Source organism: Mycobacteriales bacterium (genome assembly GCA_035690485.1).
In the GTDB taxonomy this organism is placed as follows: Bacteria; Actinomycetota; Actinomycetes; order JAFAQI01; family DASSKL01; genus DASSKL01.
The window spans coordinates 83,421-105,907 of the sequence record DASSKL010000010.1 but is presented as its reverse complement, the minus strand read 5'-3'; the positions used below and the strand labels follow the sequence as shown (position 1 = coordinate 105,907).

The 22,487-nt window shown below is 71.7% G+C and carries 23 protein-coding genes; 13 read left to right on the top strand and 10 right to left on the bottom strand.

Going from position 1 to position 22,487, the window contains the following annotated elements; all coding sequences use genetic code 11:
* The first annotated feature begins 71 nt into the window (after positions 1-71).
* From VFJ21_02340 to thpR, 3 genes are read left to right on the top strand one after another with little or no spacing between them, the layout of a single operon-like run.
* Positions 72-449, top strand: coding sequence for a MarR family transcriptional regulator (locus tag VFJ21_02340; protein ID HET7405961.1), 378 nt, complete (start codon positions 72-74; stop codon positions 447-449).
* Between the two features lie 2 nt (positions 450-451).
* Positions 452-1,705 carry an MFS transporter gene (locus VFJ21_02335; protein ID HET7405960.1) on the top strand — a complete coding sequence of 418 codons (1,254 nt, stop codon included), beginning with the start codon at positions 452-454 and terminating at the stop codon, positions 1,703-1,705.
* Positions 1,702-2,259 (top strand): RNA 2',3'-cyclic phosphodiesterase, encoded by a 558-nt coding sequence (gene thpR / locus VFJ21_02330; GenBank protein HET7405959.1) that lies wholly within the window; start codon positions 1,702-1,704, stop codon positions 2,257-2,259. The genes VFJ21_02335 and thpR overlap by 4 nt, the downstream gene beginning before the upstream one ends.
* A gap of 4 nt (positions 2,260-2,263) precedes the next feature.
* Here the strand turns inward: thpR and VFJ21_02325 are convergent, their stop codons facing one another.
* The 3 genes from VFJ21_02325 to VFJ21_02315 form a co-directional block, all read right to left on the bottom strand.
* Positions 2,264-3,235, bottom strand: a complete 972-nt coding sequence (locus VFJ21_02325) for an aldo/keto reductase (protein ID HET7405958.1) — start codon at positions 3,233-3,235, stop codon at positions 2,264-2,266.
* Between the two features lie 226 nt (positions 3,236-3,461).
* Positions 3,462-4,577 (bottom strand): phosphoserine transaminase, encoded by a 1,116-nt coding sequence (gene serC / locus VFJ21_02320; protein HET7405957.1) that lies wholly within the window; start codon positions 4,575-4,577, stop codon positions 3,462-3,464.
* Positions 4,578-5,684 (bottom strand): citrate synthase 2, encoded by a 1,107-nt coding sequence (locus VFJ21_02315; protein ID HET7405956.1) that lies wholly within the window; start codon positions 5,682-5,684, stop codon positions 4,578-4,580. It lies immediately after the preceding gene.
* Positions 5,685-5,797: 113 nt separating this feature from the next.
* On the opposite strand from VFJ21_02315, the gene VFJ21_02310 reads away from it, so the two are divergent.
* Together VFJ21_02310 and VFJ21_02305 are read left to right on the top strand one after the other, a co-directional pair.
* The gene (locus tag VFJ21_02310) at positions 5,798-7,096 is read left to right on the top strand and encodes an MFS transporter (GenBank protein HET7405955.1); all 1,299 of its coding nucleotides are present in this window, start codon (positions 5,798-5,800) and stop codon (positions 7,094-7,096) included.
* Between the two features lie 206 nt (positions 7,097-7,302).
* Positions 7,303-8,502 carry a C40 family peptidase gene (locus tag VFJ21_02305; protein ID HET7405954.1) on the top strand — a complete coding sequence of 400 codons (1,200 nt, stop codon included), beginning with the start codon at positions 7,303-7,305 and terminating at the stop codon, positions 8,500-8,502.
* Positions 8,503-8,541: 39 nt separating this feature from the next.
* Here the strand turns inward: VFJ21_02305 and VFJ21_02300 are convergent, their stop codons facing one another.
* Positions 8,542-10,446, bottom strand: coding sequence for a glycoside hydrolase family 15 protein (locus VFJ21_02300; protein ID HET7405953.1), 1,905 nt, complete (start codon positions 10,444-10,446; stop codon positions 8,542-8,544).
* Between VFJ21_02300 and VFJ21_02295 the strand changes: the two genes are divergently transcribed.
* The 5 genes from VFJ21_02295 to VFJ21_02275 all read left to right on the top strand — a co-directional run bounded on the left by VFJ21_02295 (position 10,415) and on the right by VFJ21_02275 (position 14,243).
* The gene (locus VFJ21_02295) at positions 10,415-11,173 is read left to right on the top strand and encodes an SDR family oxidoreductase (GenBank protein HET7405952.1); all 759 of its coding nucleotides are present in this window, start codon (positions 10,415-10,417) and stop codon (positions 11,171-11,173) included. The two genes, VFJ21_02300 and VFJ21_02295, sit on opposite strands and share 32 nt — an antisense overlap.
* Positions 11,174-11,234: 61 nt before the next feature.
* Positions 11,235-11,591 carry a hypothetical protein gene (locus tag VFJ21_02290; protein ID HET7405951.1) on the top strand — a complete coding sequence of 119 codons (357 nt, stop codon included), beginning with the start codon at positions 11,235-11,237 and terminating at the stop codon, positions 11,589-11,591.
* A gap of 100 nt (positions 11,592-11,691) precedes the next feature.
* Positions 11,692-12,558 carry an SDR family oxidoreductase gene (locus VFJ21_02285; GenBank protein HET7405950.1) on the top strand — a complete coding sequence of 289 codons (867 nt, stop codon included), beginning with the start codon at positions 11,692-11,694 and terminating at the stop codon, positions 12,556-12,558.
* Between the two features lie 27 nt (positions 12,559-12,585).
* Positions 12,586-13,467 carry a crotonase/enoyl-CoA hydratase family protein gene (locus tag VFJ21_02280; GenBank protein HET7405949.1) on the top strand — a complete coding sequence of 294 codons (882 nt, stop codon included), beginning with the start codon at positions 12,586-12,588 and terminating at the stop codon, positions 13,465-13,467.
* Positions 13,464-14,243, top strand: coding sequence for an enoyl-CoA hydratase-related protein (locus tag VFJ21_02275; protein ID HET7405948.1), 780 nt, complete (start codon positions 13,464-13,466; stop codon positions 14,241-14,243). The genes VFJ21_02280 and VFJ21_02275 overlap by 4 nt, the downstream gene beginning before the upstream one ends.
* Before the next feature lie 6 nt (positions 14,244-14,249).
* Here VFJ21_02275 and VFJ21_02270 read toward each other — a convergent pair whose 3' ends face one another.
* From VFJ21_02270 to VFJ21_02260, 3 genes are all read right to left on the bottom strand, one after another.
* Positions 14,250-15,188, bottom strand: a complete 939-nt coding sequence (locus VFJ21_02270; protein ID HET7405947.1) for an oxidoreductase — start codon at positions 15,186-15,188, stop codon at positions 14,250-14,252.
* 75 nt (positions 15,189-15,263) lie between these two features.
* A complete protein-coding gene (locus VFJ21_02265; protein HET7405946.1) occupies positions 15,264-16,094 on the bottom strand; it encodes an ABC transporter permease in 831 nt (276 codons plus the stop codon).
* A complete protein-coding gene (locus tag VFJ21_02260; protein HET7405945.1) occupies positions 16,091-17,023 on the bottom strand; it encodes an ABC transporter ATP-binding protein in 933 nt (310 codons plus the stop codon). Before VFJ21_02260 ends, VFJ21_02265 begins: the two co-directional genes overlap by 4 nt.
* Positions 17,024-17,059: 36 nt before the next feature.
* On the opposite strand from VFJ21_02260, the gene VFJ21_02255 reads away from it, so the two are divergent.
* Positions 17,060-17,722, top strand: coding sequence for an O-methyltransferase (locus tag VFJ21_02255; protein ID HET7405944.1), 663 nt, complete (start codon positions 17,060-17,062; stop codon positions 17,720-17,722).
* Entirely contained in the window at positions 17,719-18,252 is a 534-nt protein-coding gene (locus tag VFJ21_02250; GenBank protein HET7405943.1) for a DUF1697 domain-containing protein, read from the top strand. The genes VFJ21_02255 and VFJ21_02250 overlap by 4 nt, the downstream gene beginning before the upstream one ends.
* 3 nt (positions 18,253-18,255) lie before the next feature.
* On the opposite strand, the gene VFJ21_02245 is transcribed toward VFJ21_02250, so the two are convergent.
* Positions 18,256-19,110: a hypothetical protein gene (locus VFJ21_02245; protein ID HET7405942.1), complete on the bottom strand. Its 855-nt coding sequence runs from the start codon at positions 19,108-19,110 to the stop codon at positions 18,256-18,258.
* Positions 19,111-19,168: 58 nt separating this feature from the next.
* On the bottom strand, positions 19,169-20,413 hold the full coding sequence (locus VFJ21_02240) for an acyl-CoA dehydrogenase family protein (GenBank protein ID HET7405941.1): 1,245 nt from the start codon (positions 20,411-20,413) through the stop codon (positions 19,169-19,171).
* Between the two features lie 63 nt (positions 20,414-20,476).
* On the opposite strand from VFJ21_02240, the gene VFJ21_02235 reads away from it, so the two are divergent.
* Positions 20,477-21,388, top strand: coding sequence for a hypothetical protein (locus VFJ21_02235; GenBank protein ID HET7405940.1), 912 nt, complete (start codon positions 20,477-20,479; stop codon positions 21,386-21,388).
* On the opposite strand, the gene VFJ21_02230 is transcribed toward VFJ21_02235, so the two are convergent.
* The gene (locus tag VFJ21_02230; protein ID HET7405939.1) at positions 21,389-22,468 is read right to left on the bottom strand and encodes a zinc-binding dehydrogenase; all 1,080 of its coding nucleotides are present in this window, start codon (positions 22,466-22,468) and stop codon (positions 21,389-21,391) included.
* Positions 22,469-22,487: the final 19 nt, after the last annotated feature.

Genomic DNA, 22,487 nt, shown 5'->3' with positions numbered 1-22,487 from the left:
TGAGTTAGGCTAACGATGTGTCCGCCAACGCTTCCGATCTGGCCATCGCCAGTGCGTTGCGGATCGCGGTCATGCGGCTGGCGCGCCGGCTGCGGACGGAACGCGCGGAGACCTCGCTCACCCTGACGCAGCTGGCGGCGCTGGCATCTCTCGACCGCCACGGGCCGATGACCCCGGGCGAGCTGGCGGCGCACGAGAAGGTGCAGCCGCCGTCGATGACGCGGGTGCTCGGCGTGCTCGGGGAGCGGGGGCTGATCGACCGCGCCCCGCACCCGACCGACGGCCGGCAGGCGCTGGTCGAGATCAGCGCCGAGGGTCGCCGGCTGGTCGCCGCCGACCGGCGGCGGCGGGACGCCTGGCTGTCCCAGCAGATGCACGACCTGTCCGACGACGAGCTCGCCCTGCTGCGCGAGCTCGCGCCGCTGCTGGACCGGCTGGCCAGCTCGTGACGATGTGGGAGTCACTCCGGGTCCGCAACTACCGGTTGTTCGCCTCGGGGCAGGTCGTCTCCCTGACCGGCACGTGGATGCAGCGGGTGGCGCAGGACTGGCTGGTCGTCGAGCTGGCCGGGCCGGGGCACCGAGGCATCGCGGTCGGTGTCACGACCGGGCTGCAGTTCGCGCCGACGCTGCTGCTCAGCCTCTACGGGGGAGTGCTCGCCGACCGGCACCGCAAGCGGCGCCTGTTGGTGCTCACGCAGGCCGCGTCGATGCTGGCCGCACTCGTGCTGGGTGTCCTGGTGGTGACCGGTGCGGTGCAGCTGTGGCACGTCTACGCCCTGGCCTTCGCCCTCGGCCTCGCCACCTCGATCGACAGCCCGACGCGGCAGGCCTTCGTCAGCGAGCTGGTCGGCCCGGACCTGGTCGCCAACGCGGTGAGCCTGAACTCCGCGACGTTCAACATCGCGCGGATTCTCGGCACTGCCGCCGGCGGCTTCCTCATCAAGTTCGTCGGCACGGGTGCGGTGTTCCTCATCAACGCCGGCACCTTCCTCGCGGTCATCAGCAGCCTGCTGCTGATCCGCGAGGCCGACCTGATGCTGGGCAAGCGGCTCGCCCGTCGGGCCGGTCAGCTGCGCGAGGGGCTGGCCTATGTGCGGCGCAGACCCGACCTGCTGCTGCCGATCGTGCTCGTCGGGGTGGTGGGCACCTTCGGCTTCAACTTCCAGCTGACGATGGCGCTCATCGCGAAGGGCACCTTCCACAAGGACGCCGCGTCCTACGGCCTGCTGTCGACCGCCATCGCCGTGGGCTCCCTCGGCGGCGCGCTGCTCGCCGCGCGGCGCGAACGACCGCGGCAGTCGCTGCTCGTCGGGTCGGCTCTGGTCTTCGGCGCGCTGGAGATCGCCGACGGCTTCATGCCCTCCTACGCCGCACTCATCATCCTGCTCATCCCGACGGGCGTGGCGGCGCTGACGTTCACGACCGCTGCCAACTCGACCGTGCAGCTCGGCTCCTCGCCGCAGATGCGCGGGCGGGTCATGGCGCTCTACGTCATGGTCTTCCTGGGGGGCACGCCGATCGGTGCGCCGCTGATCGGGTGGCTCGCCGGGGTGCTCGGCCCGCGCTACGGGCTCATCATCGGCGGCGCCGTCTGCACCGCCGTCGCCGGCGCGATCGCGGCCATGCTGCTGCGGCTGCGCATGGCGCAGCAACCGACCCGGTCGGTGCAGCCGGTCTACGACGAGGTCCGCACGACGACGTGAGGCTCTTCGTCGCGGTCGACCCGCCGGACGAGGCGGCCGACTCGCTGCGCGCGGCGCTGCCCGCCGACGACCGGTTGCGCTGGAGCGCGCCGGCGCAGTGGCACCTGACCCTCGCCTTCCTCGGCGAGGTCGCTGCGCCGGCGCTGCCGGAGCTGAGCGAGCGGCTGGCACGGGCCGCGGGCCGCAGCGCGCCCGTGCGGCTGCGCCTCGCCGGTGCCGGCCACTTCGGCCGGCAGGTGCTCTGGGTCGGCGTCGACGGCCACATCGCCGCGCTGGCCCGGCTCGCCGACCGGTGCGCTGCTGCCGCCCGCCGAAGCGGGATCCCGATGGAGGAGCGCAGGTTCCGGCCGCACCTCACCGTGGCCCGCGCGCGTGGACGTGGCGCCGACCTGCGCGGCGCCGCCCGTGCCCTGTCGGCCTACGCCGGTCCGTGGTGGGTCGCGGCCGACGTCCGGTTGGTGCGCAGCCACCCCGGCCCCCCGCTGGTGCACGAGGCGCTCGCGACTCTGCCCCTGACGGGACCTCCGGACGCCGGTGCCGGGACCGGGACGTGATCGGCTACCAGGCGTAGTCCTCCGGCGCCGTCTTGTGTCCCGGCCAGATCTCGTCCAGCCGGCCGAGCTCCTTGTCGGACAGTGAGATCTCGAGGGCTCGCAACGCGCCGTCGAGCTGCTCCATCGTGCGCGGCCCGACGATCGGCGCGGTGACCGCGGGCTGGTGCATCAGCCACGCGAGGGCGACGTCGGCGGGCTCCTCGCCGAGCGACTCGCAGAAGTCCTCGTAGGCCTGAACCTGCTCGCGGTGCTGCTCGAGCCCCTCGACCGCGCGACCCTTGGAACGTCGCCCGCCCTCGCGCTCCTTCTTGAGCACGCCGCCCAGCAACCCGCCGTGCAGCGGGCTCCACGGGATCACGCCGAGCCCGTAGTCCTGGCAGGCGGGCAGCACCTCGAGCTCGACCTCGCGCTTGAGCAGGTTGTAGATCGACTGCTCGGAGACCAGCCCGTAGAAGTTGCGCCGACGCGCCGTCTCCTGCGCCTTGGCGATGTGCCAGCCGGCGAAGTTGCTGCTGCCGACGTACAAGATCTTTCCTTGCTGGCGAAGGACTTCCATCGCCTCCCAGATCTCCTCCCACGGCGTACGGCGGTCGACGTGGTGCATCTGGTAGATGTCGATGTAGTCGGTCTGCAACCGGCGCAGCGATCCCTCGCAGGCGCGGCGGATGTTCAAGGCGGACAGAAACGTCTCGTTGGGCCAGTCGCCCATCGAGCCGTAGAGCTTGGTCGCGATGACCGTGTGCTCGCGGCGATTGCCACCCTGCGCGAACCAGCGGCCGACGATCTGCTCGGTGACACCCTCGCCCTTCTGCCAGCCGTAGACGTTGGCGGTGTCGAAGAAGTTGATGCCGTGCTCGTGGGCGCGATCCATGATCGCGTGGGAGTCCTCTTCCGAGGTCTCGGGCCCGAAGTTCATGGTGCCGAGGCACAGGCGCGAGACCGACAGACCGGTGCGGCCGAGATGGGTGTAGTCCATGCCCGGGACGCTACGCCCCGCGTTGATCGCGGCGCTGCGGCGGTTGGGCGTACGACGAAGGGCCGCCCCGGCAACCCGGGACGGCCCTCCTCGATGTCTCCGGCTAGTTCTTGCTCTGGTCGTGCGGCACGGTGACGGTCGGGATGTCCGAATTTGGGCCGGAGATGACCATGGCACAACGGTCCGACCTCGGGCCGAGGCCCTCGTGACCGCCGCGATGGAGCAGCTAGAGGTGCTCCACCACGTAGTCGATGCAGGCCGTGAGCGCTTCCACGTCGGACGGCTCGATCGAGGGGAACATCGCGATCCGCAGCTGGTTGCGGCCGAGCTTGCGGTAGGGCTCGGTGTCGACGACCCCGTTGGCTCGCAGCACCTTGGCCACGGCAGCGGCGTCGACGTCGTCCGAGAAGTCGATCGTGCCGACGACCAGCGAGCGGTGAGACGGGTCGGCGACGAACGGCGTTGCGTAGGTCGACTTCTCGGCCCACGTGTAGAGCCGGTTCGACGAGTCGGTGGTACGTCCGACCGCCCACTCGAGGCCGCCCTGGTCGAGCATCCACTCCACCTGCTCGGCCAGGAGGAACAGCGTGCCGATCGCCGGGGTGTTGTAGGTCTGCTCCAGCCGGGAGTTGTCGATCGCAATCTGCAGGTCGAGGAACGCCGGGACCCACCGGTCCTTCGTCAGCCGGGCGGCACGCTCGACGGCCGCCGGTGACAGCGCTGCGAGCCAGGTGCCGCCGTCGGAGGCGAAGCTCTTCTGCGGCGCGAAGTAGTAGGCGTCGCACTCGGTCAGGTCGACGGGCAGGCCGCCCGCGCCGCTCGTGGCGTCGACCAGCACCAGCGCGCCGTCGTCGGCGCCGGTCGGCCGGCGGATCGTGGTCATCACGCCGGTCGACGTCTCATTGTGCGGCAGGCAGTAGGCGTCGACGCCGGCCTCGGGAGCGAACGCCGCCGCGGTCCCCGGCTCGGCCTTGACCACCGAGGGGTCGGCGAGGAACGGCGCCGCGGCGGCCGCCGAGGCGAACTTCGCCGAGAACTCGCCGAAGGACAGGTGCTGCGACTTCTGCGAGATCAGGCAGAACGTCGCAATGTCCCAGAAGGCCGTCGAACCGCCGTTGCCGAGCACGATCTCGTAGCCGTCGGGCAGGGAGAACAGTGACCCGAGGCCGCGGCGTACCCGGGCGACGACGTCCTTGACCGGCTGCTGGCGGTGCGACGTGCCGAGCAGGTGTGCGCCGGTCGCGGCGAGCGCGGCCAGCGTCTCCGGCCGGACCTTCGACGGCCCGGAGCCGAAGCGGCCGTCGGTCGGCTTGAGGTTTGCGGGGAGGGTGATGTCAGGCACTTACAGTCCTTGCGCTCGTTTCGGGACGTCCTCGACCTTCCGCGACGGCGGCCCGACGTACCGGGCCGACGGGCGGATCAGCTTGCCGAGCCGCTTCTGCTCCAGGATGTGCGCGCTCCAGCCGGCCATCCGCGCGCAGGCGAACATCGACGTGAACATGGGTGCCGGCACCTCGGCCAGGTCGAGCACGACCGCCGACCAGAACTCGACGTTGGTCTCGAGGACCCGGTCGGGGTAGCGCTCGCGCAGCTCCTCGCGGGCGGCCTTCTCGAGCGCATCGGCGACGTCGTAGCGGGGGGAGCCGAGCTCCGCCGCCGTACGCCGAAGGACGCGCGCCCGCGGGTCCTCCGCGCGGTAGACGCGGTGGCCGAAACCCATGAGCCGCCGGCCGGCGTCGAGCTCACCCTTGACGAACCCGACCGGGTCGCCGGTGCGCTCGACGTCGTCGAGCATCGCCAGCACCCGTGAGGGCGCGCCGCCGTGCAGCGGTCCCGACAGTGCGCCGACCGCGGCCGACAGCGCCGCGCCGACGTCGGCGCCCGTCGAGGCCACGACCCGGCCGGTGAAGGTCGAGGCGTTCATGCCGTGCTCGGCCGCCGACACCCAGTAGGCGTCGATCGCCTTGACGTGCTTCGGGTCAGCCTCGCCGCGCCAGCGGATCAGGAACCGCTCGGGGATCGAGGTCGCCTTGTCGATGTCGCTTTGCGGCACCGGCTCCTTGTCGCCACCGCGGGCGGACTGCGCCACGAACGACATGCCGGTCACCGAGCAGCGGGCCAGGTCGTGGCGGACCTGCGCGGGCTCGATGTCGAGCATCTGCTGAAGACCCCAGATCGGCGCGAGATCGGCCAGCGCGCTCTGCAGGTCGACGCGGACGTCGCCGAAGCGCAGCGGGATCGGCTGCGGCTCGGCCGGGGGCAGCCCCGGCTCGAACGCACCGTCGACAAGCAGACCCCAGACCTGCTCGTAGGGCACCCGGCCGACCAGATCCTCGATGTCGACGCCGCGGTAGCGCAGCGCCGAGCCCTCCTTGTCGGGTTCGGCGATCTCGGACTCGAAGGCGACGACACCTTCCAGCCCGGGCTTGAACACGGTCTCGTCGGCCATTGGTCCGCGGCTCCTGTCGCTGATGGTCGGGCCCTTGCGGGCTCTGCCTTCATTCTGCCGCCTGCGCGGCGGGCCACCCCACTCGGGCCGATCGCCCGTGCTAGAGATCCGATGTGCAGCAACGGGGGCGCCGCGCTCGCGTCGTCGGCTTCCTCGGTCGGCACGCGGCCGACATCACCCCGCTGCGTGAGTTCCCCGCCTACCGGCGGCTCTGGGGTGGGCTCACGGTCTCCATGGTCGGCAACCAGATGACCTCGGTCGCCGTGCCGATCCAGGTCTACGACCAGACCCACTCGTCGCTCTACGTCGGACTCGTCGGCCTCGCCGGGTTGATCGGACTGCTGGCCTTCGGGCTGTACGGCGGCGCCATCGCCGACTCCATGGACCGCCGGCGGCTCGCGCTGTTCACGTCCAGCGTGCTCGCGCTGCTGTCCGCGGCGCTCGTCGCGCAGGCAGCGCTGGGACTGCACTCGCTGCCTCTGCTCTACGGCATCGTGCTGCTGCAGGCCGCCGTCTTCGGGGTCGACAACCCGGCGCGCAGCGCGATGATCCCGCGGTTGCTGCCGAGTGCCCGGCTGCCCGCGGCGTACGCCCTCGCCCAGGTCGGCCAGAACGTCGCCCTCACCGGCGGACCGCTCGCTGCCGGTGCGCTCATCGCGACGTCCGGGCTGTCCACCGCCTACCTGGTCGACACGTTGAGCTTCGCCGCCGCGCTCTACGCGATGTGGCGGCTGCCGGCCATCCCGCCGGAAGGCGGTGGCGCGAAGGCGGGCTGGAAGTCGGTCGCCGAGGGGCTGCGCTTTCTCGCCGGCCGCAAGATCCTGCTGATGACGTTCCTCGTCGACATCAACGCCATGGTCTTCGGCATGCCGCGGGCGCTGTTCCCGGCGATCGCGCAGAAGTTCTACGGCGGCGGCGCGACCGTGGTCGGCATCCTGTACGCCGCGATCGCCATGGGCGCCCTGCTCGGCGCGACCTTCGGCGGCTGGCTGGGCCGGGTGCGGCGCCAGGGGCTCGCCGTGATCGTCGCGATCCTGGCGTGGGGCGCGGCGATCACCGGTTTCGGCTTCACGAGGGTGCTGTGGCTCGGCGTGTTGCTGCTCGCCGCGGCCGGCGCCGCCGACATGGTGAGCGCGGTGTTCCGCAACACGATCCTGCAGACGGCGACCCCGGACGCGCTGCGCGGCCGGTTGTCGGGAGTGTTCATCGTCGTCGTCGCCGGCGGGCCCCGGCTGGGAGACGTCGAGTCCGGCGGCATCGCCGCGGCCGCCGGCCTGACCGCCTCCGTCGCCAGCGGCGGACTGCTGTGCATCCTCGGCGTGCTGCTGCTCGCGGCCGCCGTACCGGCGTTCGCCCGCTACGACGCCAGCGAGGTCGCCACGACCCGCAGGTCGGAGACCAGCCCCGCGTAGCCGTCATCTCGCCGCTGCGAGCGCGGCACCGCCGACGGGTGACGCGTGGCCCCGGTCGCCTACCTACCGCGAGCGGGAGGAGACCGGAGCCCGGCGTCGAATGGTCCCGAGAACGAGGGAAGCGGCCCCGCCCGTGACCGTGCGTCACCACCTCGGCGGGTCGTCGTTGGACAGCGCGTACGACGAGTCGCGAGGAGGTCACGGCGTTGCTGGAGCGGTTCGTCGCTGCGGGGGTGGCCGTGACCTTGGCGGCCGGCACCGCAACGGCGGTGGCCGGCGTCGCCGATCACGCGCACACCGACCGTCCCCGGGCAGCGACCACAGCGTTCTCCAACCCGCTGCCGTGGCTGCCCTCGGCCACCCCGTCGGCCTCCACCGGCGTGGCGTCACCGGCGGCAACGGCCGCGCCCGCGCGGTCGGTCCGCCACGGCGCTCCCGTCGTACAACCGCTGACGGCGTTGCACGAGGCCGACTTCCTCGTCATCGACAACCACCAGGTGACCGCCGCCGACATGCAGCGGATCGCGCGGGTGCAGGGCGTGCAGGCGCTCGACCTGGTCGACTACGGACGCATCACGGTCGCGGGTCACCCGGCCACCGCGATCGGCGTGGGGCCGTCGACGTTCCGCGCCTACACCCCGAAGCTGACCGCGCAGTCCGACGCGCTGTGGCACAGCGTCGCCGCCGGCGAGCTGACCGCGTCGTTCGGCATGGGCAACGACGCCGGGCTGCCGCTCGGGCAGACCGTCCACGTGCGCGGCACCCGGCCCATGGACCTGCGCATCGGTGCCTTCGCCTCGATGCTGCCCGGCATCGACGCCGTCGTCGCCCGCAACGAGTCGCACGGTCTCGGCCTGCCGACCTCGAACGCCGTCGTGGTGAGCGCGCCGGGCGCCGACCCGCTGAAGGTCCAGAGCGCGCTGCGTGCGGCGATGGGCGGCAGCCAGGTGCAGCTGCTGCGCAAGGTCGTCGTCATCCGTGACGCCGGCTCGTTCCTCGACCGGCGCCAGATCAACACCGTGCTGAAGGCGGCCTACAGCCGCATCGGCGCGCCCTACGTCTGGGGCGCGACCGGCCCGGCGGCGTTCGACTGCTCGGGGCTGGTCGGCTGGGCGTACCGGCAGGCGGGCATCCTCCTGCCGCGCACGTCGCAGCAGCAGTGGTACGCCGGCCCGCACGTGCCGCTGGACAGTGCGCGACCGGGCGACCTGCTGTTCTGGACCTACAACCCGGCCGACCCGTCCGACGTCGACCACGTCGCGATCTACGCGGGCGACGGCAAGATGATCGTCGCGCCGCACACCGGCGACTTCGTGCGGGTGCGCGACGTGCCGCTGTCGCACCTCGCCGGAGTCGTCCGCGTCGATCCGGCCATGGCCGCACAGGTGGGCGGCCCGCACTTCTGACCGCGCGCCGGCGTCGCCGCGCCGAGCGTCTCGGACCGGTCAGTCGTGGCGGCGCGGGTGCGCCGGGCCGCCGTCGTGCGACAGCGTGCGGGCGGTCTCGATCAGCGGCACGTGGCTGAACGCCTGCGGGAAGTTGCCGACCTGGCGCTTGGCCGCCGGGTCCCACTCCTCGGCGAGCAGGCCGACGTCGTTGCGCAGGTCGAGCAGTCGCTCGAACAGCTCGCGGGCCTCGTCGTGCCGCCCTTGCATCGCGTAGTTGTCCGCGAGCCAGAAGCTGCACGCCAGGAACGCTCCTTCGCCGGGCGGCAGGCCGTCGGGTGACTCCTGTGCCGGCTGCGTGTAGCGCATGACGAACCCGTCGGAGAGCAGCTCACGCTCCACGGTCGCGACCGTGCCGAGCATGCGGGGGTGGTCGGCCGGCAGGAAGCCCACCGAGGGCAGCAGCAGCAGTGCTGCGTCGAGCTCCTTGCTGCCGTAGTACATGGTGAAGGTCTGCCGCTCGCTGTCGAAGCCCTTCGCCATCACCTCGGCGTGGATCTCGTCGCGCAGCGCCCGCCACTTCTGCAGCGGGCCCGTGAGCCCGAACCGCTCCATCGACCGCACGCTGCGGTCGGCGGCCACCCACGCCATGACCCGCGAGTGGGTGAACTGCCGGCGCGGCCCGCGCACCTCCCAGATGCCCTCGTCGGGCTCCCGCCAGTGCTCCTCGACGAAGGCCATCAGCTCGCGCTGCAGCGACCAGCCGGACTTCTCCGGCTCGAGGCCGTTCTGCCGGGCGAGGTGCAGCGCGTCCATGACCTCGCCGTAGACGTCGAGCTGGAACTGGTCGACCGCCGCGTTGCCGATGCGCACCGGTGCGGAGCCCTCGTAGCCCGGCAGCCATTCGGGGGTCCACTCGGCGAGCCGGCGCTCGCCCGCGACGCCGTACATGATCTGCAGGTCCTCCGGGCTGCCGGCCACCGCGCGCAGCAGCCACGACCGCCAGGCGCGCGCCTCCTCGACGTGACCGGTGTAGAGCAGCGCCGTCAACGTCAGCGTCGCGTCGCGCAGCCAGCAGTAGCGGTAGTCCCAGTTGCGTACGCCGCCGAGCTGTTCCGGCAAGGACGTGGTCGCGGCCGCGACGATGCCGCCGGTGGGCGCATAGGTGAGCCCCTTGAGGGTCACGAGCGAGCGGTGGACCGCCTCGGTCCACTCGCCGTCGTAGGAGCACCTGTCGATCCACTCCTCCCACCACGACGTGGTGTCGTCGAGGGAGTCGAAGGCGTCGACCGGTTGGGGGGCGGGCAGGTGGGAGGCCTGCCAGGTGAGGACGAAGGGCACCCGGTCGCCCTCGCCGACGGTGAACTCCGCGACCGTCGTGAAGTCCCGGCCGCGCGTGCGGACCGGCGTGCGCAGCCAGAGCGCATCGGGGCCGGCGACGGCGACGAGGTCGTCGCCGAGCCGGCGCACCCACGGGATCACGTGGCCGTAGTCGAGCCGCAGCCGCAGCTCCATCCGCATCGGCACGCGGCCGCGCACGCCCTCGACGATGCGCACGACGTCGGGCGCCTCGCCGCGGATCGGCATGAAGTCGACCAGCCGGACGGTGCCCTCGTCGGTGTCCATCTCGGTCTCGAGCACCAGCGACTCGCCCCGGTAGCGCCGGCGGCTGGTGCGGACCTCGCCGACCGGGCTGAGCAGCCACCGGCCGTTGTCCGGCGTGCCGAGCAGCGCCGCGAACACCGCGGCCGAGTCGAAGCGGGGAAAGCACAGCCAGTCGATCGAGCCGTCGCGCCCGACCAGCGCCCCCGTCTGCGTGTCGCCGAGCAGGGCGTAGTCCTCGATCCGTTGAGCCACGCCCGAACCCTGCCACGATCTTGCCCGGCGGACACCTATAGCGTGCGCCACGAGAGCCTGACGAGGAGGTAGTCGCGTGGGCGACTTCGACGGCAAGACGGCGATCATCACCGGCGGTACACGAGGCATCGGCCTGGCGATCGCCGAGGAGATCGGGCGGCGGGGCGCCCGGGTGTGCGTCACCGCGCGCAAGCCCGAGGAGCTCGAGGCGGCGGTCGAGAAGCTGGGCGGCCCCGACCGGGCGATGGCCTCGCGCGGCAGCGCCGACGACGAGGACCACCAGCAGGAGACCGTGCAGGCGGTGCTCGATCGGTGGGGTTCGGTCGACATCCTGGTCAACAACGCGGCGGTCAACCCGCACTTCGGTCCGATGATCGAGGCGCCGCTGTCGACCATCCGCAAGGTGATGGAGGTCAACGTCGTCTCGCCGGTGTCCTGGGCGCAGAAGTGCTGGGAGGCCTGGATGCGCGACCACGGCGGCGCGATCCTCAACATCGCGTCGGTGGGCGGCGTACGCACCGGCCCGTTCCTCGGCGCCTACAACGCCAGCAAGGCCGCGCTGATCCACATCACCAAGCAGCTCGGCGGTGAGATGGGGCCCAAGGTGCGGGTCAACGCCGTCGCGCCCGCCGTGGTCAAGACCTACTTCGCCCGCGCGCTCTACGAGGGGCACGAGGAGGAGTCGTCCCGCGCCTACCCGATGAAGCGCCTGGGCGAGCCGGAGGACATCGGCAAGCTCGGGGCGTTCTTGCTCTCCGACGACGCGTCGTGGATCACCGGCGAGTGCGTGGTCATCGACGGCGGCGTGACCACGATGGGCGGCGCCGGCGGCTGACCGCTCGGCATGCGGGTCGAGGGGACCGAGCGGCCGAGCGGGCGGGGTTACGCTGGGGGTCGTGACGATCCCCAGCCAGCAGACGCCGGCCGAGCGCTGGGCGGCCCGTAAGACGCGGCGCCGGTCGCGGCGCGACCCACGGATGCGCGCGGCCTACTGGATGTGCGCGTCGGTCGTCCTCTTCGCGATCGCGATCATCTATCTCGTCGAGCCGTCGAAGAAGCTCCCGCACTTCCTCCCCGGCTATGACCCGGACCTCGCGCTCCACCAGATCGCGCACGCCGTCATGGCCGGTTTCTTCGCGATCGTGGCCTTTTTCGGTGCGCTCGCGTCGCTGATCGCCGGCGGCATCCCCGACGTGCAGGAGCCACCGTCGTCGCACATCCACACCGTCCCACCGGGAGACGGTGACCGCTGACGGGAAGCCGTCCCGCGTTACTGAACTCACGTCCAACGTGGGTTGACCGGCCCGACCGTGACCTGCGACGGTCGGCGCAGATCTCATCCGAGGAGTGGACGTGGCGCATGTAGCAGTGGTGACCGGCGGTGCATCGGGCATCGGCCGGGCGGTCAGCGAGGGCCTGGTCCGGCGCGGCTCGCACGTCGTGATTGCCGATATCAACGCGCAGGGCGCGTCCGAGGTCGCCACGATGCTGTCGTCGCTCGGTCCGGGGACGGCCTCGGGGGTGGCGCTCGACGTACGCGACGCCGATGCCGTCGCCGCTGTCTACCAGCAGGCGCAGATCGAGCACGGCCGGCTGGACGCCGTCTTCAACAACGCGGGCGTCGCGGTCGGCGGCGAGGTCGAGGAGCTGACCGTGGCCCACTGGGATCGCGTCATCGACGTCAACCTGCGCGGGGTCGTCTACGGCGTGGCTGCGGCCTACCCGCTGATGATCAAGCAGGGGTTCGGCCACATCGTCAACACCGCATCGTTGGCCGGGCTGATCCCCGCGCCGTTGCTCACTCCCTATTCGATGACCAAGCACGGCGTCGTCGGGCTCTCGCTCGCGCTGCGGGCCGAGGCGCGGCCGTTCGGAGTCAAGGTCACTGCGGTCTGCCCGGGCTTCGTCGACACCCCGATGCTCGACGGCCTCGGCCCCGAGGACCTGCCGCAGACGTCGATGGCCCGGCGGGCGCAGGAGATGCAGGCCAGCGCCGAGCGGCAGCTCGGCCGCCCCTACCCGGTCGACAAGCTCGCGCGCGACGTGCTGCGGGGGGTGGACCGCAACAAGGCTCTGATCGTGACGCCGCTGTCGGCGCGGGCGCTGTGGCGGCTGCACCGTCTGGCTCCGAGCCTCATCAGCACGGTCGGCGCGCGTGGTGTCGCGCTCATCCGCAAGCGGATGGATTCGGCGACGTTGCAGCCCCGCCAACCGATCTGAGCAATCGGGTCGGGCAGACTGCGAGGCATGGCTGACCCGACCTACGAGCAGATTCTCTATCGCGTCGAGGACCGGATCCTCACGCTCACGCTGAACCGCCCCGACAAGCTCAACGCGTTCACCGCGACGATGATGCACGAGCTCATCGACGCGTTCGACCGGGCCGACGCGGACGACGGCGTGCGCGTGGTCGTGATCACCGGCGCCGGGCGGGGCTTCTGTGCCGGCGCGGACCTGTCGGCCGGCGGCAGCACGTTCGACGGCCGGGCGCAGGGCGGCGGCGAGGGCGACGGTGACGGCCCCCCGGTGCGGCGCGACGGCGGCGGCCTGGTGACGTTGCGCATCTTCCGCAGCCTCAAGCCGGTGATCGCCGCGGTCAACGGACCGGCGGTCGGTGTGGGCGCCACGATGCAGCTGCCCATGGACGTGCGGCTGGCGTCGACCGAGGCCCGGTTCGGGTTTGTCTTCTCCCGCCGGGGCGTCGTGCCCGAGGCCTGCTCGTCGTGGTTCCTGCCGCGCGTGGTCGGCATCAGCAAGGCCAGCGAGTGGGTCATGACCGGGCGGGTCTTCTCGGCACAGGAGGCCTATGACGCCCGGCTGGTGAGCGGCCTCTACGAGCCCGACGAGCTGCTGCCCGCGGCCTACGCTCTCGCCCGCGAGGTGGCCGACAACACCTCGGCGATGTCCGTGGCGCTCTCCCGGCAGATGCTCTGGCGGATGCTCGGCGAGGACCACCCGATGGCCGCACACCGCATCGACTCGCGGGGCATTGCCTACATGGGCGCCTCGGCCGACGCTTACGAGGGTGTGCAGTCGTTCCTGGAGAAGCGGCCCCCGGAGTTCACGATGAAGCCCTCGACGGACATGCCCGACTACTTTCCGTGGTTCACCGAGCCGGAGTTCTCGTGACCTACGAGCACGTGCTCGTCGAGCGCTCCGGCGACTACACGACGATCACGATGAACCGCCCGCAGCGACGCAACGCCCTGTCGCTCGAGCACATGCGCGAGCTGATCGACGCGTTCGCCCGTGCCGGCGAGAGCGACGCCCTGGGCATCGTGCTGGCCGGAAACGGGCCGGTGTTCTCGGCGGGGCACGACTTCGCCGACGTCGTGTCCGCCGACCTCGAGGAGGTACGTCGCCTGCTCGCCGTCTGCACCGAGCTGATGACGCTCATGCAGCAGGTGCCGCAGCCGGTGGTCGCCCGCGTGCACGGGCTCGCGACCGCGGCGGGTTGTCAGCTGGTCGCGTCGGCCGACCTCGCGGTCGCCTCCGACGACGCGGGATTCGCCGCTCCCGGTGGCAAGGGCGGGTGGTTCTGCCACACGCCGATGGTCGCGATCGCCCGCAACGTCGGCCGCAAGCGCGCCGCGGAGCTGGCGTTGTCCGGTGACGCGATCGATGCGGCGACCGCGCTGGACTGGGGGCTGGTCAACGCCGTCGTACCGGCGGCGCAGCTCGACGTCGCGGTCATGGACCTGTTGCAGCGCTGCACCCGCGGATCCGCGCAGAGCAAAGGCATCGGCAAGCAGGCGCTCTACGCGCAGATCGACCTCGAGCAGCCGAAGGCCTACGCCTACGCGATGGAGGTCATGGCGGCGACCAGCCAGCTGCCCGACGCGCGGGAGGGCATGAACGCCTTCCTGGGCAAGCGCAAGCCGCAGTGGGCCCGCGGCCGCAACTGACCCGTGCTAGGCGGGCGAGCCGGCGCGTAGTGCTTCGTAGCGGACGCCGGTCAGCTCCTCGGAGATGTCCCACAGTCGGCGCGCGGCCACCTCGTCGTGGGAGGCCTTCGACGACGAGACCCGCTTCGGGGCACCACGGCTCTCGAAGAGCTGGCCGGGCCCGTAGAACTCGCCGCCCCGGACACCCGGTGCGGCCGCGGCGTACAGGGACGGCAGCGCGCCCGCAGCGTCGCTCTGCGCCAGCAGCGCGTTGCCGAGCCGCATGACGGTCTCCGTCAGCGGGCGGCCCGCCATCTTGGCACCCTTGGTCTGCAGGTCGGTCGCGGCGTAGCCGGGGTGGGCGGCGACGCTGGTCAGCGGCAGCTGCGCAGTGCGGGCGCGCCGGTCGAGCTCGTAGGCGAACAGCAGGTTCGCCAGCTTGGACTGCCCGTAGGCCTGCCACCTGCGGTAGCGCTTCTCCCCCTGCAGGTCGTCGAACCGCATGACGCCGGTGCGGTGCGCGGTGCTGCTGACCGTCACGACGCGGGGCTCGGGCGCCTCGAGCAGCTGCGGCAGCAGCAGGCCGGTGAGCGCGAAGTGCCCGAGGTGGTTGACGCCGAGCTGCATCTCGAACCCGTCGGCCGTGTGCTGGTACGGGATCGCCATGAGGCCGGCGTTGTTGACGAGGATGTCGACGCGGGGGTGGTCGGCGGCGATGTGCCGGGCGAACGTGCGGACCGAGTCCAGGTGCCCGAGGTCGAGCGCGAGCAGCTGGGCCGACACCGATGCCGCCTCGAGGCGGGCGAGTGCTGCGGCACCGCGGTGCGGGTCGCGGCAGCCGAGCACCACGAGTGCCCCGTGCTTGGCCAGCTGCAGCGCGGTGTGGAACCCGATGCCGCTGTTGGCGCCGGTGACGATCGCCGTGCGCCCGTGCAGGTCAGGAATGTCGTTCGCGGTCCAGCCCATGCGCAGCAGCGTTCCCCGGATCGCGGCGAGCAGGCAAGGCAGGTGGCCGGTGAGCCATGTCACCACACCGCCCGCTCAGGTGAGGATGTCCTTGCGCCGGAACGCCGCGAACGCCAGGGCCAGGAAGACCGCGACGTAGGGCAGCTGCGTGAGCGTGCCGGTCACCATGTCGCCGACGTGCAGGGTGGGCGCGAACAGCTGCGTCCACGCGTGCCAGTAGTGCGTCGGCAGGCCGTAGCGAACGTTGCCGAACGACGGGATGTTGTCGAGGATTTGCGACACGATCGCGAAGGCGAGCCCGCCGAACACCGCGCCGAACGGCGAGTCGATGAGCGCCGACAGCAGGAAGGCGAAGGCCACGGTGCTCGCCATCGTCCAGGCCACGTAACCCGTCGCGGCGAGCAGCCGCCACAGGGCGCTCGCGGGATCCAGCAGGCCGAACGTCGGGATGCCGTCGGTGACCTGGCTCTGGGGGTTGACGACGGCGACGTCGTGCCAGCCGAAGGCGGGCAACCCGGCCGCGAGACCGAAGATCGGGATCAGCAGGGTGGCCAGCACGACCAGCAGCGCGACGATGGCGAGCTTGCTGGCCAGCAGCCGCGTCCGGGTCACGGGTCGGATCAGCAGGTAGCGCAGCGTGCCCCAGCTGGCCTCGCCGGAGACCGTCTCGCCGGCGAACAGCGCGACGACGATGACGAGCAGGAAGTTCTGCATGAGGGTCAGCGCGGACACCGGCATGTTGAGCCCGGACCGGGTGCTCAGCGCGAACAGCCCGTTGTCGTGGTCGTGCGGCGGGCCGCCGACGGCGAAGCCGATCGTCATGATGACCGGCACGACGGCCATCACGAGCAGGGCGACCCAGGTCCGCGCGCGCGGCAGCTGCTTGCGCAGCTCGACCCCGATCACGGCTTGTCCTCGGCGAGCAGCTCGATGAACGCGTCCTCCAGGTGCCGCCGGGCCATCGCCTGCTCGACCGCGACCCCGCCGTGCACCAGCCGCGCCACCACGTCGGAGGAGCGGATGCCCTGCAGGCGTACGACGAGGCCGTCGTCCTGCTCGCCGACGTCGACGACACCGGTCGTGACGCCGAGAATGCTGCGCGCCAACCCTCGGTCGTCGACGTCGAGCAGGACGCTGTTGGACGGGCCGGTCAACGCGGCGACGGTCCCGGTCGTCACCAGCCGGCCGCGGTTCATGACGGCGGCATGCGTGCAGACCTGCTCCACCTCGGCGAGCAGGTGGCTGGAGAGCAGCACCGTGGTGCCGTCGTCGGCGAGCCGTGTCATCAGCCTGCGCACCTCCCGCATCTGCTGCGGGTCCATGCCGTTGGTCGGTTCGTCGAGGATCACGAGCTCAGGCCGACCCAGCAGCGCCTGGGCGAGCCCGAGCCGCTGGCGCATCCCCTGCGAGTAGGTGCGGACCTTCCGCCGTACGGCGTCGCCGAGCCCGGCGACCTTGAGCGCGGCGTCGAGGTGCATGTCGTCGTGCGGGTTGGGCCCGGCGGCCCAGTAGAGATGCAGGTTGGCCAGACCGGACAGGTGCGGCACGAACGCGGGTGACTCGACGAGAGCGCCGACGCGGGCCAGGACCGGCGCGCTGGGGCGCACCCGTTCGCCGAGGATGCTGGCCGAGCCCGCGCTCGGCCGGATGAGGCCGAGGAGCATGCGCAGCGCGGTCGTCTTGCCCGCGCCGTTGGGACCGAGCAGGCCGAACACCTGGCCGCGCCCCACGGCGAAGTGCACGTCGTCGACGGCGAGCACCTCGTCGCTGAAGGACTTGGTCAGGCCGTCGATGACGACAGCGGGCGCATCGTCCGGCGCCGCCCCGTGGTCCACGGCACAGGACGCTACCGGGTGAGCCACACTTCGCGCGTGACTCGTGAACTGTGGACGGCGGTGGACGACTACATCGACGGCCTGTTCGTGCCGCCCGACGCGGCCCTCGACGCCGCGCTCGCCGATGCCCGTGCCGCCGGGTTGCCGCCCATCAACGTGGCGCCCAACCAGGGCAAGCTGCTGATGCTGCTGGCCAAGGCGGTCGGTGCCCGCCGGATCCTGGAGATCGGCACGCTGGCGGGCTACAGCACGATCTGGCTCGCTCGCGCGTTGCCCGCCGACGGCGTGGTGATCACGCTGGAGGCGGACCCGCGGCACGCAGAGGTCGCGCGCGCCAACCTCGCGCGGGCCGGCTGCGGCAACGTCGAGGTGCGGCTCGGCGACGCGGCCGAGACGCTGCCGACGCTCGAGGACGAGGCGCCCTTCGACCTGGTGTTCATCGACGCCGACAAGGAGGGCTACCCGACCTACTTCGACTGGTCGATGCGGCTGTCGCGGCCGGGCACGCTGATCGTGGCCGACAACGTGATCCGGGCCGGTGGGGTCGTCGACCCGGATACCGACGATGCCCGCGTGCTCGGCGTACGCCGTTTCAACGAGCTCGTCGCGGCGGACCCGCGGGTCAGCGCCACCGCGGTGCAGACGGTCGGCAGCAAGGGCCACGACGGGTTCACGCTGGCAGTGGTGCGCGAGACGTGACGGCCTACGCCGTGCTCCTCCGCGGCGTCAACGTCGGCGGGCACGGGAAGATCCCGATGGCCGAGCTGCGCGAGGTCGTGGCCGGCCTCGGTTGCAGTGACGTCGCGACCTACGTGCAGAGCGGCAACGTCGTCGGCCGCAGCGACGACCGTCCCGCCGAGCTGGCCGGCAAGGTGAGCCAGGCCATCCGCGACCGGTGGGGTCTCGACGTGGGCACCGTCGTGCGTACCCACGAGCAGCTGCAGCAGGTCGTACGCGACAACCCCTTCGGCGAGCCGGATCACGGCAGCCGGCTGCACGTGGCGTTCCTGCTGGGCGAGCCGGCGCGCGACGCCCTGGAGGCGTTCGACCAGTCGGGGTTCGCGCCCGACCGGTTCGCCCTCGCCGACCGGGAGATCTACCTGTCGCTACCCGACGGCATCGGTCGCAGCAAGCTCGCTGCTGCCCTCACCGAGCGTCGCGCCGGCACGACCATGACCGTGCGCAACTGGAACACCGTGCGCAAGCTGCTCGAGATGACGGCGTCATAGCCGTCAGGCGCTGCCCGCGGAGCCGCTCAGACCCGTGGCGCGGGTCAGGAGCACCCCCATCAGCTTCTGCTCCAACTGCGGCGGGAGGGGCACCGCGACGTTGGTGAAGCTGCCGGTCACCTCGGCTCGGTCGGCGAGGAAGCCGATGACGTCGACGTAGAGCGGCACCTTGCTGCCGTCCTGGGCGCTGATGGTGAAAACCATTCGCAGCGCGAACGAACCGTCGGCCATCGGCGGCACCGACAGCGGTTGGACGTCGGTGGCCGACATCTGCCCGCCCGGTGCGAACGCCGTCACCATGGCCGACAGCGCACCCTTGAGGCAGTCGGCCATCTTCGCGGACTTGAACAGCGACAGGTCCCGGCGGGCCTCGGCCGTCGTGTGTGCGAACTCCACCGACGACTGGATGCTCGCGACCGCGTAGGTGAAGGTCGGCGAGTCGACGCTGACGCGATCCGGGTCGCCGAAGGCGTTGGGCGTGCCGAGACAGGTGTTCAGCTGCTTCGCGAACTGCTCGGAGTCCGTCGAGTCGTTGCTGCTCGAGGCTGCCGCCCAACCGGTGGGCACGTCCTGCAACGTGAGGTTGATCTTCTTGGCCGCTGCGGTGTCGGCCTGCCGCCTGGTGAAGTCGTAGCCGTCGCTGCTCGGGCCAGCCGTCGTGCTCGGCGAGGCGGAACTGCCGGGACCGTTGTCCTTGGCGACCGGCACCGTGGCTGCCGGGGTCGAGCCGCCGCCTCCCACAGCCCAGTAGATGACCCCGCCGACCGCAACCGCGAGCAGCACCACGAGCAGCAGGTGCCAAGGCTTGGCCCGGTCCTCCGGCGGGCCGCCGGGCGTGATCTCGTCTCCCCCCACCACGGGCGGAATGCTCGCATACCGAGCGCAGTAGCGGGCCGCTTCTTCCAGGTTGGCGCGGTCAGGCGTTGCGCGGCAGCTCGCGGAACGGTCGCTCACCGATGCCGAGGTCTGGCTCGCGCGGCAGGCCGAGGAGCCGCTCGGCCACGATGTTCTTCTGCACCTCGTCGGTGCCGCCGGCGATCGACTGCGCCGGCACCGACAGCAGCACCTCGGTGATCGTGCCGCCGAGTGGCGCGTCGGGCCCCGCCAGCATCCCGGTCGGCCCGGCGATCAGCGAGTGCGCTCGCGCCGCGGCGCGGGCCACCTGGCTCAGCGCCAGCTTGCCGATCGAGCCCTCCGGTCCGGGCTCGCGGCCGGCCGCCCGGTTGGCCCGTGCCCGCTCGGCCGTCCAGGCGCTGGCCCGTTGCAGCGACAGCACCCGGGCGATCTCCTGGCGCACCGCGGGGTCGTGCGCGCGGCCGCTCGCCTTCGCCCGCTCGACGAGCAGGTCGACCCGCCCGGCGCGCTGGGGATACCAGACGTACGGCGCGAAGTGCTCTGCCATCTCGGCGCGCGCCTCGTCCACCGCGCGTCCCTGCCGGTCGGCGTACGGCGCGGGGCGCATCGCACCGAAGCGGCGTTCGTGCGCCAGCGTCGTACGCGCCACCGCCCAGCCGCCCCCGATCTCACCGATGACGTGGTCGGCGGGCACCCGCGCGTCGGTGAAGAAGACCTCGTTGAACGACGCGTGGCCGTTCATCTGGCGCAGCGGGCGCACCGTGACCCCGGGCTGGTGCATCGGGATGGCGAGGTAGGTGATGCCCTGGTGCTTGGGCACGTCCCAGTCGGAGCGGGCGGCGAGCAGGCCGAGGTCGGCGTGGTGGGCGCTGGTGTTCCAGACCTTCTGGCCGTTGACGATCCACGTGTCGCCGTCGAGCACGGCGCGCGTCGTCAGCCCGGCCAGGTCGGAGCCGGCGCCGGGCTCGCTGAACAGCTGGCACCAGGTGTGCTCGCCGGTGAGGATCGGCAGCAGGAAGCGCTCCCGCAGGTGGTCCGGGCCGTGGGCGAGGATCGTCGGGGCGGCGAGCCCCATGCCCACGCCCATCGGGGTGCCGACCGCCCCGTGCGCCTGGATCTCACTCGCCACGACGTCGTCGGCCCAGGCCGGCAGGCCGCGCCCGTGCCAGCGCTCCGGCCAGGACGGCGCCGCCCAGCGCGCCTCGGCGAGCAGCCGCCGCCAGGTCAGCAGGGAGAGGTCCGGATCCCAGTGGCCCTGGAGCCAGCCGCGGAACTCCCGGCGTACGCCGTCCGCCGTTTCGGTCATCGGGCCTCCTCCCACCGAATGCCACGCTAATGTCCGCGATCCACGACGCCGAAAGAACCCGTTATGAGCGAACTCGATCAGGAGCCCGCGCGCCCCTCGACCCCCGACGTGCTGGTCATCGCGCCACCGTCCGGGCCGAGCCGCCGGCGCCGGGTGCTGCCGGTCGTCGCGCTCGCCGCGACCGTGGCCGTCGCCGGCGGGACCTACGCCGCGACGCGGGGCTCCGACTCGACGCTGCAGAGCCGCCCGGTGGCGTCCGTGACGCAGCTGGTGCACGGTGCCGCAGCCAAGACCGAGGCCGCGAAGAGCAGCCAGTTCGCCATGACGATGGACATGAACTTCGGTGGGCAGTCGATCACGGCGACGGGTTCGGGCGCGTTCGACTACGCGCACGAGACGGGCGACGTCCTGATGGTCATCCCGCAGATCGGGCAGATGCGGATGCTCATGGTGCCGGGCGTCTTCTACATGCAGATGGGCGGCCTCATGGCCAAAGCGCTACCCGCCGGCAAGTCGTGGGTGAAGGTCGACCTGAGCGAGATCGGCAGGCTGAGTGGCGTCGACCTGCAGGGTCTGATGGACCAGGCTCAGCAGCAGAACCCCGTCGACAACCTGAAGGTGCTTGCGCAAGCGGGCGACGTGCACAAGGTCGGCCGCGACAGCGTGCGCGGCGTGCCGACGACGCACTACGCGGGTCACGTCTCGATCGCCGACGTCGCGGGCTTCTACAAGGGCGCGCTGTCCCAGCAGCTCAGCCAGCTCTCGCAGAAGATGGGCAACCAGCCCATCGGTGTCGACGTCTGGCTCGACGACCAGGGCCTGCCGCGGCGGATGTCGGAGAGCTTCTCCTTCGACAAGACGATGACGATGCGGCTGACCATGGACCTCTACGACTTCGGTGCGCCGGTGCAGGTGACGCCGCCGCCGACCAGCCAGGTCGTCGACGTGACCAGCCTCATGGGGACCCGCGGGTAGTCACCCGGCCGCGTGCCGGACGAGCACCTTCGCCTGCTCGTCGGGGTGTTTGAGCGCGTCGAACGCCGACTCGACGTCGTCGAGCCCGACGGTCGTCGTGATCAGGGCGTCCGCGTCGACCTTCCCCTCGCCCAGCCGCTGCAGCGTGCGGGTGAACTCCTCGTCGGAGTAGCCGAGGACGAACCGCACGTCGAGCTCCTTCGTGATGGCGATCGCCGGCTGGAAGGTGTCGGGCTCCATGCAGACGCCGACGACCACCACGCGCGCCTGCGCCGCCGCGCCCTCGACGATCGACTCCAGGACTCCCGGGACGCCGACTGCTTCGAAGACGACCGCGTCGGGGGGCGTGGCACCGAGCATCGTCGCCATCGACCGCTCCATGCCGGTCGCGGGTACGCCGAACTGCGACCAGCGATCGAACGGCGAGTCCTGCCCCGGGTCGAGCACCACGTCGGCACCCATCTGCTCCGCCAGCCGGCGCCGGAGCGGCGAGAAGTCGGCCGCGATCACGGGACCGAGGCCCCGGGACTTCAGGGCAAGGATCACGGCGAGCCCGACCGGCCCGCAGCCGACGACGACGCAGACCGAACCCGGCTGCACGTCGGCGCGCACCACGGCATGCTCACCCACTGCCAGCGGTTCGGTCAGCGCCGCGTGCAGCGGGTCGAGCCCGGCCGGCACCGGTCGCAGCAGCATCTCCTGCAGCACCATGTGCTCGGCGAACCCGCCCGGGTAGCGGTGGGAGTAGCCGATGGCCTCGGGCCCCTCCGCGCCCAGCACCATCGGCATGGAGCACACCGTGGTGCCGACCGGGATCACGCGCTCGGTGTCGGGGCCGTAGTCGAGGACCTCCGCGGAGAACTCGTGACCGAAGACCAGCGGCCGGTCGGCCTGCAGCATGTCGCGGCCGGAGACGCGGCCCGAGAACGACGCGAACTCCGCGAAGTGCTCGCGGGCGTGCAAGTCGGACCCGCAGATGCCGCAGGCGATCGTCCGCACCAGCACCTGACCGGAGCCGGGCACCGGGTCGGGCATCTCGGTCACCTGCAGGCGTCCGGAGCGGAAAGCTGAAGCGCGCATCAGGTTGCCCCGTCTCAAT